Source organism: Leifsonia lichenia, assembly GCF_054780215.1.
Genome location: NZ_BAAGWT010000005.1, coordinates 26,916 through 38,205 on the forward strand (window position 1 = coordinate 26,916; position 11,290 = coordinate 38,205).

At 70.4% G+C, this 11,290-nt stretch carries 13 protein-coding genes and 1 pseudogene; 7 read left to right on the plus strand and 7 right to left on the minus strand.

Annotated features, from left to right (window positions below; translation table 11 throughout):
- Positions 1 to 67: 67 nt before the first annotated feature.
- Positions 68 to 997, minus strand: a complete 930-nt coding sequence (gene bla / locus ACYVGI_RS12395; RefSeq protein ID WP_460632920.1) for a class A beta-lactamase — start codon at positions 995 to 997, stop codon at positions 68 to 70.
- A gap of 87 nt (positions 998 to 1,084) precedes the next feature.
- Here bla and ACYVGI_RS12400 point away from each other — a divergent pair, with 87 nt between their 5' ends.
- From ACYVGI_RS12400 to ACYVGI_RS12415, 4 genes are read left to right on the plus strand one after another with little or no spacing between them, the layout of a single operon-like run.
- Positions 1,085 to 2,089 carry a LysR family transcriptional regulator gene (locus ACYVGI_RS12400; protein ID WP_460632921.1) on the plus strand — a complete coding sequence of 335 codons (1,005 nt, stop codon included), beginning with the start codon at positions 1,085 to 1,087 and terminating at the stop codon, positions 2,087 to 2,089.
- Entirely contained in the window at positions 2,082 to 2,978 is an 897-nt protein-coding gene (locus ACYVGI_RS12405) for a serine hydrolase (protein WP_460632922.1), read from the plus strand. The genes ACYVGI_RS12400 and ACYVGI_RS12405 overlap by 8 nt, the downstream gene beginning before the upstream one ends.
- Before the next feature lie 47 nt (positions 2,979 to 3,025).
- The gene (locus ACYVGI_RS12410; RefSeq protein WP_460632923.1) at positions 3,026 to 3,331 is read left to right on the plus strand and encodes a nucleotidyltransferase family protein; all 306 of its coding nucleotides are present in this window, start codon (positions 3,026 to 3,028) and stop codon (positions 3,329 to 3,331) included.
- Complete coding sequence (locus ACYVGI_RS12415; protein ID WP_460632924.1) at positions 3,321 to 3,662, plus strand: HepT-like ribonuclease domain-containing protein; 342 nt, start codon at positions 3,321 to 3,323, stop codon at positions 3,660 to 3,662. Before ACYVGI_RS12410 ends, ACYVGI_RS12415 begins: the two co-directional genes overlap by 11 nt.
- Before the next feature lie 17 nt (positions 3,663 to 3,679).
- On the opposite strand, the gene ACYVGI_RS12420 is transcribed toward ACYVGI_RS12415, so the two are convergent.
- From ACYVGI_RS12420 to ACYVGI_RS12445, 6 genes are all read right to left on the minus strand, one after another.
- Positions 3,680 to 4,243 carry a hypothetical protein gene (locus ACYVGI_RS12420; protein WP_460632925.1) on the minus strand — a complete coding sequence of 188 codons (564 nt, stop codon included), beginning with the start codon at positions 4,241 to 4,243 and terminating at the stop codon, positions 3,680 to 3,682.
- Between the two features lie 5 nt (positions 4,244 to 4,248).
- Complete coding sequence (locus tag ACYVGI_RS12425; protein WP_460632926.1) at positions 4,249 to 5,322, minus strand: S66 family peptidase; 1,074 nt, start codon at positions 5,320 to 5,322, stop codon at positions 4,249 to 4,251.
- Positions 5,315 to 6,319 (minus strand): NAD-dependent epimerase/dehydratase family protein, encoded by a 1,005-nt coding sequence (locus tag ACYVGI_RS12430; protein ID WP_460632927.1) that lies wholly within the window; start codon positions 6,317 to 6,319, stop codon positions 5,315 to 5,317. Before ACYVGI_RS12430 ends, ACYVGI_RS12425 begins: the two co-directional genes overlap by 8 nt.
- A gap of 80 nt (positions 6,320 to 6,399) precedes the next feature.
- Positions 6,400 to 7,932 carry a glycosyltransferase family 39 protein gene (locus ACYVGI_RS12435; protein ID WP_460632928.1) on the minus strand — a complete coding sequence of 511 codons (1,533 nt, stop codon included), beginning with the start codon at positions 7,930 to 7,932 and terminating at the stop codon, positions 6,400 to 6,402.
- Between the two features lie 99 nt (positions 7,933 to 8,031).
- Positions 8,032 to 9,060 (minus strand): sensor histidine kinase, encoded by a 1,029-nt coding sequence (locus ACYVGI_RS12440; RefSeq protein ID WP_460632929.1) that lies wholly within the window; start codon positions 9,058 to 9,060, stop codon positions 8,032 to 8,034.
- Positions 9,060 to 9,725: a response regulator transcription factor gene (locus ACYVGI_RS12445; protein ID WP_460632930.1), complete on the minus strand. Its 666-nt coding sequence runs from the start codon at positions 9,723 to 9,725 to the stop codon at positions 9,060 to 9,062. The genes ACYVGI_RS12440 and ACYVGI_RS12445 overlap by 1 nt, the downstream gene beginning before the upstream one ends.
- Before the next feature lie 313 nt (positions 9,726 to 10,038).
- Between ACYVGI_RS12445 and ACYVGI_RS12450 the strand changes: the two genes are divergently transcribed.
- The 3 genes and pseudogenes from ACYVGI_RS12450 to ACYVGI_RS12460 all read left to right on the plus strand — a co-directional run.
- Positions 10,039 to 10,344 carry a hypothetical protein gene (locus tag ACYVGI_RS12450; protein WP_460632931.1) on the plus strand — a complete coding sequence of 102 codons (306 nt, stop codon included), beginning with the start codon at positions 10,039 to 10,041 and terminating at the stop codon, positions 10,342 to 10,344.
- Between the two features lie 92 nt (positions 10,345 to 10,436).
- Positions 10,437 to 10,814: a hypothetical protein gene (locus ACYVGI_RS12455; protein ID WP_460632932.1), complete on the plus strand. Its 378-nt coding sequence runs from the start codon at positions 10,437 to 10,439 to the stop codon at positions 10,812 to 10,814.
- Positions 10,811 to 11,290, plus strand: a pseudogene (locus ACYVGI_RS12460) (hypothetical protein); the annotation flags it as partial. The gene ACYVGI_RS12455 and the pseudogene ACYVGI_RS12460, both read left to right, overlap by 4 nt.

Here is an 11,290-nt window from a genome sequence, read left to right on the forward strand (position 1 = left end):
ACGCCACCGACGAAGACGGCGTCGCCCGCCATCAGTGCGGGCTCAGACCCGACGACAGCCGGATCGGCTACCGCCCCAGCGCGCCGACCGCGACCTTCGTCGCCTCGGCGAGCAGGGCGTTGTCTGGCGTCGCGTCCGGCGCGTCCTTCCTCGTCAGCACCACCACGATGATCGGCGCACGTCCGGCCGGGTAGACCACGGCGATGTCGTCGCGCACGCCGTACTCGCCCGTGCCGGTCTTGTCGGCGACCGGCCAGGCGGGGTCGACGCCCGCGCGGATGGTGTCGTCGCCCGTCGTGTTGCTGAGCATGGTGTTGCGCAGCAGTGTGCGGTCGGCGGTCTCGAGCGACTTTCCGAGCAGCACCGAGCGCAGGTCGGCGGCGAACTGTGAGGGGGTCGTCGTGTCGCGGGGGTCGCCGGGGATCGCCTCGTTGAGGTCGGGTTCGGTGCGGTCGACGTTGGTGATGCGGTCGCCGATTCCGCGCATCCACTGTTCCACCGCAGCCGGGCCGTCGAGGCGGGCGACGAGGAGGTTGGCGGCTGTGTTGTCGCTGAAGCGGAGCATGGCGTCGACGAGTTCGCGTACGGTCATGCCGCTGTCGACGAAGCGGCTCGTGATCGGGGCGTAGTCGAGGATGTCGGCCTGCGTGTAGTGGATGACGGTGTCGAGGTCGGCGGTCGTCGCGCGCTGCAGGGTGGCCGCGGCGATGAACGTCTTGTTCGACGACGCGAACGGGAAGCGCTCGCCCGCCCGGAAGCCGACGGTCCGCCCGGTGCCGGTGTCGATCGCGGCGACCCCGAGGGTTGCGGCGTGGCTGCGTTCGAGCGCGGCGAACGCGCGGGTCGTGGATGCGGCTGCAGGTGCGCCGGACGCCGACGCCCCCACCGCGGGCGGTGTCACAGCGGTCGCGCCGGAGACCTGGCAGCCCGTGAGCACGGCGGAGACCGCGACGGACACCGCCGCGGCGCGGAAGGCGAATCGTGTTCGAGTGTTCATGCCCCCACCCTCCCTCGCCCGATCGATCCCGTCGAAGACCGGATCGCGCCGACTCATGCGCTTTCCGCATGGGCGTAGGCTGCAGCGATGGATCTGATCGCGGCGTTCCGGGTGCTTGTCGAGCTCGACGAGCGCGGCACCGTCACGCGTGCGGCCGCCGCGCTGGATGTGGCACAGTCCGTCGCGAGCCGCCGCATCCTGGCGCTCGAACGGCATTTCGGCGCCCCGCTCCTCGAACGGAACGCCCGTCGCGCCGTGCTGACGGCGTTCGGCCGTGACCTCGTGCCGTCCGCGCGCAGGCTCGTCCGCCTGGCCGATGAGGTGGAGCTCGACGCCGAGCGTGCGCGACTGCGCCCCGTGACGGTCGCGGTGCCCACCGGATGCTCCACTCGAGATCTCGCGGTCGCCGACGCGGCCGGTCGCGTGGCCGGGTTGCGGCTGGAGTTCCGCACGGAGGCTCCCGTCCGTCGCGCCGAGCTGGCCACGACGCTCGCGGTGCGGGTCGCGGCGCTCGCCGTGCCTCCGGACGAGGCGGACTGGGTCGCCGAGCTCGGCGCCGCCGGCCGCCGCCCGACCGATCGTCCGCTCCGGCTGGAGGGCCTGCGCGCTCCGAGGGGCACGCGCTCACCCAGGGGCGCGCACGAGCCGAGAGGCACGCGCGCGCCGGGCGACGCGGACGCTGGCACGCGCATCCGGATCGGACCGGAGGACGACCTCCCGCACATCCGCGACCGGCTCACCCGCGCCGGGTACGCTGCCGGACTCCTGCCTGGGCAGCTCCCGGTGGATGCGTCGACCACGTCCGCGCTCGCCGCGGTGCTCACAAGCGGCGACCTGCTCCTCTGCACCAGTGCGGAGGCCGACGCGCTCCGCCTGCACTGGCGGCCGTTCGCGGGACTCGCGCTCGCAAGAGGGTTCGCCATCGCCGGTGACAGCGGGCACGACGTCGACGCGGTGCGGGCGGCTGTCGCGGACGAGCTCGCGGCGGCGCTCGGCGCGGTGGATGCTGCGGGTGCTCCTGCTGTGACGGCGGCATTCGGCGTGGCGGCCGCGTCCGGCGACGCGGACGCGGCGGGGGACCCCCGTGCCTGACCAGCGCCTCCTCTCCGACATCCGCGCCGACCTCGCCGGCGCTGGGCTCCGCGCATCCATCGTCGTCCGCGACATCGACTCCGGCCGCGAGGTCGCCATCGACGCGGACGTCCCCACACCGGCCGCGTCGCTCGCGAAGGTTCCGATCGCACTCTCCGCCCTCATCCGAATCGCCGACGGCAGGCTCGACGGCGCCCTCCCGGTGACCGTGCCGCCCGGCGACCCCGGCGAGGCAACGCCGGGCACAGGCCGGTTCCGTCACCCATCCACCATCGCCGTCGACGACCTCGTCTCGCTCGCCGTCACCATCAGCGACAACGGCGCAGCAGACGCGCTGCTCGCCATCGTCCCCGCCGCCGACGTGATGTCCGACCTGGACAGCCTCGGCATCCGGGGCATCGCCGTGCGCCACCCGTTCGCCGACCTGTCGGACACGCCCCTCGAACGTTTCGCCCCCGACGACGCCCACCTCGCCCACACGCTCGCGATCCGCGGGAGCACTCCGGCGAACGGCCATCCCGTGCGGCAGCTCGACGTTGCCAGGACGAACACCGTCACCGCGAGCGGCTTCGCCGATCTGCTGGAGGCCGTCTGGCGCGGGCGCGGCATCCCTCCCGCCGCCGCGGCGCGTCTCCGCGAGCACCTGCACGGCAACACCATCCGGCACCGCCTCGCCCCCGACCTCGCCTCCGACGACGCCCGCTGGGCGTCCAAGACCGGAACGCTCCTCAACCTGCGACACGAGGCGGGAGTGCTCGAACACGCGGACGGCTCCTGCTTCGCGATCGTCGCACTCAGCGCATCCACTGTCCCCGCGTCGACGCAGCCGGCGGCCGAAGCCGCGCTCGGCGCCGCGGTTCGGGAGCTGCACGCGCACCTGCGGGGGTGAAGGGCGGGCGCGACCCGTTGTCGAAGCGCCATCGCTAGACTGCGGTCATGGCCACGGCGTTCACACTGGATCGCGACGCAATCGCGTTGCTGTGCCGCGCCCACGGCGTGAGCAGCCTCCGTCTGTTCGGTTCGGCGGTTAACGGACGATTCGACGAGGAGCACAGTGACGTCGACTTCTTCGTGGAGTTCGCTTCGGGGACGAACGATCTCTTCGACGCGTATTTCGGACTGAAAGAGGATCTCGAAGCGCTGCTCGAACGCCGGGTCGACCTGGTCATGGCCAACGCCGTGAACAATCCGTACTTCGCGAAATCCGCTCTCGCGACAGCGGAAGAGTTCTATGCGGCCTGAATCCGCCGCGCACCTGTGGGATGTGCAGGAAGCCGCTGAGCGCATCGCATCTTTCATTGCTGGCCTCACGCAGGACTCCTACATTGCAGACGATCTGCACCGCTCCGCTGTCGAGCGTCAGCTCCTCATCGTCGGGGAGGCGTTGAACAACCTCCGCAAAGTCGACGCGGAGACGGCGGAGCGAATCCCGGATCTCGTTCGAATCATCGGCCTCCGCAACGTGTTGGCGCACGGGTACGCGGTGGTTGATGACGCCGTCGTGTGGCAGGCGGCGTCCGCGAGGGTGCCACACTTGCTCGAAACTGTGCAGGCGCTGCTTACAGAGGCGTAGCGGGCGCGCCCCCCTCGTCACATCGCGTGGCAGACGATCTCGACGATCTGCGCGTACGGATGCGTGGATGCGTTGTCCTCCGCCGTGTAGGTATACGGCACCCCCGCCTGCAGCGGCGCCGTGTCCGTCAACTGGTCGATGACGTCGCCGTCGCGGGTGTCGGAGAACCCGACGACGACTTTCGCCGCCGGGCAGTCCCGCGGTGAGGTGAGGATGAACGTCCATCCCGTGCCCGAGTACTGCACGGTCACGTCGTCGAACACCTGGCTCTGTCCCGGCACGCCCGCAGCCCGGTCGGTCGTCTCCGACTCGACCACCCGGAACACGCTCGTGGCGACCAGCGCGACGATCACGATCAGTATGACCAGCCCGGCCGCGCCGCCGACGGCCCACCCGACGATCGCGCCCGTTCGCGACCGCGACCGGCCGAGCAGCGTCTCCCTCGCCCGCCACAACGCCTCGCGCTGGTGGGTGTCGTCCGGGCTGGTCGTCGCGATCCGCCACGCGTACATCCGCTCGACATCGGCGGCGGACGCCGTCGGATGCACACCGAGCACGTACGCGGCCTGCTCGGTGGCCATCGTCGTCACCACGCGCTCGCCCCCGAGTAGTCCGCCACGATCCGCCTCGTCACTCCGTCGACCTCCATCAGACCTCCGTACGGCAGTATCCACTGCGGTCGCGTGTGCCCGAACGGCACTCCCGTGCAGATCACCGCATCCGGGTTGTATCGCAGCACCTCCGAGATCACCGTCGCGCTCTGCTCCGCCCGGTAGGCCGTTCGATCCTGCGCGGACGGGATGTTCCCGAACTCGCTCGCCGGGGGCCGTGCCAGCAGCACGCCCGACACGGCCGCGAGCACGCCGCGCTCGCCCAGGGCGCGCACCCAGCGCAGGACGACCCGCGCGGGCGGCACCTCCTCGCTCGTCTCCAGCAGCAGGATGCCTCCGCGCAATGCCTCCAGCGGCGGCAGCCGGCCGGCGACCGCGAGCTGGTCGATCACCTCGACGCATCCGCCCCAGGTCCGGCCGACCACGCGTGTCTCGGCTCCGGCCCACACCCACGGCTCGGTCGCCTCGCGGTCGCCGTGCTGCGTCAGCGCGAGCGGTGAACGCCAGTCGATCCCGAAGTCCTCCGAGACGCCGGGATCGGTCACCTCGAGGCGTCCGCTGTCGAGGAGCGCGGCACGGAGCGCGGCCAGGTGGATGTCGTCGATGCCGGGTCCGGCGCCGAGCTGCACCTGGGTCGAGCCGCCGTAGTACGCCGCGATCCCGAGGTTCCACAGCCAGTTCAGGATGTTCGTGTTGTCGCTGTAGCCGAGGAAGAGCGTCGGGTTCGCGACAGCGGCGGCAGCGTCCAGGTGTGGGATCACGGTGATCTGGTCGTCGCCCCCGATCGTCGCCACGATGGCCAGGATGCCCGGGTCGGCGAAGGCGGCGTTGAGGTCGGCCGCGCGCGCCTCGGGAGATGCGCCGAGCAGCCTGGTCGTAGGGAACTCGACGGGCACGAGTCCCGTCGCCTCCGCGAGCCGGCGCATCGCCTGCTCGTGCACGTCCGGGGCGAACCCGGGAGCTGCGAACGACGGCGAGAGCACGGCGACGCGATCCCCGGGCCGGAGCGTCGGCGGTACGGTCAGCCGTGGTGTCACCCGGTCAGCCATGCCGACGCACCCAGTCCACTTCGTCCATCAGCAGCTCCAGGCCTGCGCCCACCGGCGCATACCCGATGGCCGTGGATGCGGTGGTGTCGAGCACGATCGGATGCGCGACCAGCCACGGGTGGCGCCCGCGGTCGGGGTCGCGCGTCGGGTCGCCGTCACCCTCGCGACCTGCCTCCACCGCGCCGCCGCCCTCACCCGGCCCGAGCAGCTCGATCCTCCCCGCCCAGCCGACGCGCTCGCCGATGGCGCGCACGATCTCTTCCGCCGTCGGTGTGTCAGGGTCGGCGCTGTTCAGGATGCGCGGCCCCGCCCCGTCCGCAGGGTCCGCCGTCCGTGCGACCGTCTCGATCAGCGCCGCCGTGTTCGCCGCGGCCGTCAGGTGATCCACCGTCTGCCCGCGGCCGGCCAGCTCGATCCGCTCATCCCCGCGCAGCATCGCATCCACGAACCCGTGCGTGCGGGCGTTGCGCGCCCACCGCCCGTGCACCTTGGACGGCCGGATCACCGTGACGGGGAGCCCGCTGCCGAGCACGGTCAGCTCGACGGCGACCTTGCACGGCGCGTACCCTTCCCTGGTGTGCGGGTCGACGTCGTCGCCCGCGGGCGGCAGCGTCGGATTGTCCTCGCGGAGCGGCACGGGGAACCGCGGAGGCTCGTCGCCGTTGATGTGCCTGCCATCCGCATCCACGTAGACGGCTCTGGTCGAGATGACGACCGTCTGCCCCACGGAACCCATGGCGGGCAGCAGGGCACGCGCATCCCGCGCCGAGTACGCCACGAGGTCGACGAGCAGGTCGGTGTCGTCGCCGATCAGCCGCTCGATGCCGGACACCCGGTCGCGCTCCAGCGAATGGAATCGCACGCCGGCGCGGCTGAGCTCGTCCGGCATCGCCGTCGCGTCCCGCCCGGTGACGTCGACCGTCCAGCCGGTGCGAGCCAGCCGTTCGGCTGTCGCGCCGCCGATGGCGCCCGTTCCGCCGAGGATCACCGCGCGCATCCGCATCCCCCTGTGTTCGTGTCCGCTCTGCAATCTACCGGCAGTGACCGGTCAAGCCCCCATCACCGGTCAAGCCCCCATCACCGCTCCAGCTCGATCACCAGCTCCGAGTGCGTCGCCACCCGCAGTCCGGTCTGCACGAACCCCTCGCGTTCCAGCGACACCAGCCCCCAACTGTCCGGAGTGGTGGGGGTTTCGGCGTATTCGATCAGCCAGACCCGTTCGATCCCGGCGAGGCGGTCGCGGGCGTCGGCCTGGTCGACCGAGTACGCGGTGTCGTGCCAGGTGTAGTTCTGCTGGAACGGCACCTCCAGTGTGACGTCCACCAGACCCGCGAAACCGGCCGGATAGGTGTGCATGGCCAGCCGGGGTCGGCGGGAGGGGCGTGCGCCCTCGTCGAAGATCACGCCGTCTCCCGGATGCGCGTGGGCGCCGACCACCGCGCTGAGCTCGGCCCAGTCGCTGTTGTTCTTGGCATAGGGCGTGCGCTGACCCGCGTAGACGGGGACGATCAGGGCCACCAGCACCGCTCCGGCCGCGATTCCGGCCCAGGCGCGCAGCGTGAACAGCGCCCGGAGTCCGTACGCCACCAGGATCGCGGCGGCCGGAGCGCAGAACGAGACGTAGCGGGCGGTGAAGTCCGGGATCACGGCCTGCGCTGCGACGAGCACCCCGGTCGGCACGACCAGCCAGGCGACCGCCACCGCGATCGGCGTCGGCGTTGTCCTGGTCACCATCCAGGAGTTGCGCACACCGGAGCGCAGCCGCATCCACCACGGGATGCACACCGCAGCCAGCATGAGCGCCCACGCCGCTGCGGCCACCCACCAGGAGCTGAACCAGAGTGAACTGAAGAGGATCAGGAACGACGACTGCTCCATCTGGGTGAGGTAGGAGATCTGGTCGTGTTCGAGGAGCCCGACGATGCCGAGCGGCAGCACGGCGACCGCGGCTCCTGCGACAGCGGCCACCCAGCCGATCAGGGTCGCGCGCCGCACGCGAACGGTGGCGAGGATCACCGCGTGCACCACAGCGAACAGGGCGACGTAGAGGAACACGTACGTTCCGACCGCGAGGAGGGCGCCGTAGGCGAACCACCAGCGACGGCTCACCTCCCGCCGGTGCAGGATCTCGACGAGCAGCACGGTCAGCCAGGCGGCAGCGGCGGCGCTGAAAGCGAACGAGCGGGCCTCCTCGCCCATGTACGTCACCCGCGGCAGGATCATGCAGACCGCCCCGGCGACCATCGCCATCCGGCGTCCGTCGAGTCGCCAGATGAGCACCACCACCGCGGCCGTCGTCAGCCCGACGGCGACCGCGCTGGGGAAGCGCAAAGCGAACGGCGAGGTGCCGAAGAGGTGCACCCACGCGTGCAGGCCGAGGTAGTAGGCGCCGTGCACCGCGTCGACGTGGCCCAGCATCGATGCCAGAGACGGTAGGGAGCGCTGGGCGGACATGACGCTCGCCGCCTCGTCGCCCCACAGTGACGGGATCCACGAGCCGGCGGCGGAGAGCAGCGTCGCGAGGAGCCCGGCGACACCGGCGACGAACCAGCGTGCGTCGGAGAGCGGGCGGACACGGGCCGGCGCTGGGCGCGTCGCGACGACTGACACCGGGTGACCTCCCCTCTCACAGGCGAACCCACGCAGGGCGGACTGTTCCCCCCAGTCCATCCTGTTGCGTCCCAGAATCCTCCAAGACGGCGCGACGCGCTAGGAACCTGAGCGGATCGGCAGGCTGGGCAGGCTCAACCTGAGTACCGTCCCGTCGTCGCCGGTCGCCGCGACGTCGACGCTGCCGCCCGCGCGCGCCGCGAGGTCGCGGACCAGCGCGAGGCCGATGCCGAAGCTCGGGCGCGTCGTGCCTGGCCGGGATGCGGCACCGCCGTCCGTCGTCGCCCGGGGCGCCCGCGCGAACCGGTCGAAGATCCGCCGTGGGTCGATGCCCTGGATGCCGCCGCCCTGGTCCGCCACTGTCAGCAGCACCGTCCGTCCCTGCACGCGCACCGCGACGGTGATCGTCGACCGGTCGGGCGAGTGCGCGAGCGCGTTGTCCACCAGCGCGGTCACGCACCGCTGCAGGCTCGCCGCCGGCATCGCGACCTGCGGGTCCTGCGTTGTGTCCGCATCCACGTGCACCAGGATGCCGTGCGGTTCGGCGAGCACGCGCATCGCGTCGACGGCCCTGTCGACGGCGGGGAGGACGCTGGTGGGCCCAGCCGGAGCATCCTGGACAGGTTCGGCGGCGAGCAGGAGGTCGTTCACGATGTCGATCAGGGCGCGCGTGTCTGCGCGCAGTTCGGCGACGATCGGTGAGGAAGGGTCGTCGCCGGGAAGGGCACGCTGCAGGATCTGCAGGCGCGCGTCGAGCACGGCCAGCGGGGTGCGAAGCTCGTGGCTCGCATCCTGCACGAACGCTCTCTGCATCCGCAGCGCCCTTCCGAGCGGCTCGACGGCGCGGCGGGTGATGATGAGGCTGGCGAGACCGGCTACCGCGACGGCCAGCACGCCGACCACGACGAACGCGACCAGCGCCTCGGTGGTGTCGATGTAGATCTTGTGCTCGCCCGGCCGCGGCTTCTCCGCGAGCTCTGCTGGCCGGAGCTGGTCGAGGACGAAGAAGAACGCCACCCCGATCGCAGCGATGACCAGCGCCCCGGAGGCGATGGTGATCTGCAGGCCGACCACCCGGGATGCGCGGCGGACGGCGGTCGCATCCACATCGGTCTCGACGCGGCGCATCACGGATGCCCCAGCCGGTATCCCTCGCCGCGCACCGTGCTGATCAGGTCTTTGTCGGTCTTGCGCCGCACGTAGTGCACGTAGGTGTCGACGGTGCCCGGCTGCTCGTCGCTCTCGAACACCTCGCTCAGGATCTGGCGGCGTGTGAAGGTGCGCAGCGGATTCTCCGCGAGGAGCCGCAGCAGCGCGCTCTCCCGCACGGTCAACTGGATGCGCCCGTCGTACGGCGAGTAGATGCAGCGGCTCTCCGGGTAGAACTGCCACTCACCCACCGGCAGCGACGGCCCCTCGCCGGTGAAGGTGCGGGTGATGGCGCGGAGGCGGGCGAGCAGCTCGTCGAACTCGAACGGCTTCACCAGGTAGTCGTCTGCGCCGGCATCCAGTCCGGTGACCCTGTCGCCCAGACTGCCGAGCGCCGTCAGCATCAGGATGGGCGTGACCACGCGGCGGGCGCGCAGCGTCTCCACGATGGCCACCCCGTCCAGCCCGGGAAGCCTGCGGTCGACCACGATCGCGTCGAAGCTCTCCTCCAGGCCGACCCTGAGGCCTTCGTCACCGTCGGCGACGCGCGTGACGTCGTAGGTCTCCGCCAGCACCTGCTCGATCAGCGGGCCGAGCTGCCGGTCGTCCTCCACCAGCAGCAGGCGTTGTCGTTCCCGGTCCATGATCGCTCACGATACTGCCCGGCCAGTGGATGCGGGTACCGCCCTCACCGCTGCTCGCCGCGGTATTCGGGACGCACGCCGACGCGCGTCGGGCACCAGAGGGGGTCCGAGACGTGGGCCGCCAGCATCACGGCCATTGCCGGTAGTGCGACATCTGATAGTTTCATGTTTAATATACCGATGCGCCGTGTGATAGGCGGGCGTCGTGGGAGGGGGAGACGTGCGAGTAGCTGGACGAGTGGTGGGCGCTGCGCTGCTGGGCGTTGTTCTGGTGGTGGGTTTGTCGGCTTGTTCGTTGATAAGGGATCGCCTGATGACACCTGATCCTCCCGTTCGGGACCAGCAGCGCGCGTCCGCGCTTCACTTCCGCGACGAGTACCAACCGAACGTGGAGAAGGTGCGGTTCACCCAGGAGGGCGGCCGACCGGGGCTCGGCGCTCCGTGGAGCGTGAACGCGATCGCAACGATCGAGGGCAGTGAATACTTCGTGATCATCGGGCCGGGAAGCGGTCCGGCGTTCGTGGGCGGCACGGGCAGGCCGCCTAAAGCGCCGACGCCTCCCGCCCATCTTCCGTTGACGGTGGTCTATAGCGATGGAACGTCGGAGGTGATCGAGTGACGACTGCTCAACGGCGCGTGGTCATCTCGGGTCGGTCGTTCGGGACGACCCGCTCGATTGACGACTCTGCGTGTGCGCGTGTGGTTCGAGTGGTGAGCGCTGCACTGCTGGGCGTCGTTCTGATTGCAGGTCTGTCGGCTTGTTCGTTGATTGGAGATCGCCTCATGACACCAGACCCTCCCGTTCGGGACCAGCAGCGCGCGTCCGCGCTCTACTTCCGCGACGAGTACCAACCGAACGTCGAAAAGATCCGATTTACTCGGGAGGGCGGCCGACCAGGGCTCGGCGTCCCCTGGTGCGTGAATGCGATCGCAACAGTCGAGGGCAGTGAGTATTACGTGATCATCGGGCCGGCGACCAGTCCATCGTTTGTGGGTGGCACCGGTATGCCGCCGGACGCGCCAACGCCTGCTCCGCATCTTCCGTTGACGGTGGTCTATAGCGATGGAACGTCGGAGGTGATCGAGTGACGACCGCCGAGCAGTACGAGCGCCTTGCGGAGCACGCGTACCGAGTGGACCGTTTGATTCAAGACCCGCCGTTAAGCGTCGGCGAGAAGTTTCGCGCTGGTAGCGACGACAACATTCAGGTGTACCAGGTGATCGATACCGAGGATCACCCTGCGAACGGCTTCCAGGCGATGGCGGTTGTGCCGGTGGTGGACGGTGTGCCGGACATGTCGCAGATTGTTGTGGCGTTTGCGGGGACGAATCCGGATCATCGGGCGGACATTTTGGCGGATGTCGAGACGATTGTCGGGGGTGCGCAGGGTCCGATGTCGCAGGTGCTTGATGCGCAGTTCTTCGCCGATCGGGTCAGCGACTCGTATCCGGGGTCGTCGGTGTCGACGGTGGGGCATTCGCTGGGCGGGTTCCTGGCATTGCTGGTCGCGGCCGAGCACGACTGGGATGCGACGACGTTCAACGGGCCGGACCCGTGGGAGTTC

Bases quoted from the DNA above. Each gene is read 5' to 3' on its own strand.
- ACYVGI_RS12420 (WP_460632925.1), bottom strand. From the start codon at position 4,243: ATGGCCACCGAGCAGGCCGCGTACGTGCTCGGTGTGCATCCGACGGCG.
- ACYVGI_RS12425 (WP_460632926.1), bottom strand. From the start codon at position 5,322: ATGGCTGACCGGGTGACACCACGGCTGACCGTACCGCCGACGCTCCGG.
- ACYVGI_RS12430 (WP_460632927.1), bottom strand. From the start codon at position 6,319: ATGCGCGCGGTGATCCTCGGCGGAACGGGCGCCATCGGCGGCGCGACA.
- bla (WP_460632920.1), bottom strand. From the start codon at position 997: ATGAACACTCGAACACGATTCGCCTTCCGCGCCGCGGCGGTGTCCGTC.
- ACYVGI_RS12415 (WP_460632924.1), top strand. From the start codon at position 3,321: ATGCGGCCTGAATCCGCCGCGCACCTGTGGGATGTGCAGGAAGCCGCT.
- ACYVGI_RS12410 (WP_460632923.1), top strand. From the start codon at position 3,026: ATGGCCACGGCGTTCACACTGGATCGCGACGCAATCGCGTTGCTGTGC.
- ACYVGI_RS12450 (WP_460632931.1), top strand. From the start codon at position 10,039: ATGACACCTGATCCTCCCGTTCGGGACCAGCAGCGCGCGTCCGCGCTT.
- ACYVGI_RS12445 (WP_460632930.1), bottom strand. From the start codon at position 9,725: ATGGACCGGGAACGACAACGCCTGCTGCTGGTGGAGGACGACCGGCAG.
- ACYVGI_RS12400 (WP_460632921.1), top strand. From the start codon at position 1,085: ATGGATCTGATCGCGGCGTTCCGGGTGCTTGTCGAGCTCGACGAGCGC.
- ACYVGI_RS12440 (WP_460632929.1), bottom strand. From the start codon at position 9,060: ATGCGCCGCGTCGAGACCGATGTGGATGCGACCGCCGTCCGCCGCGCA.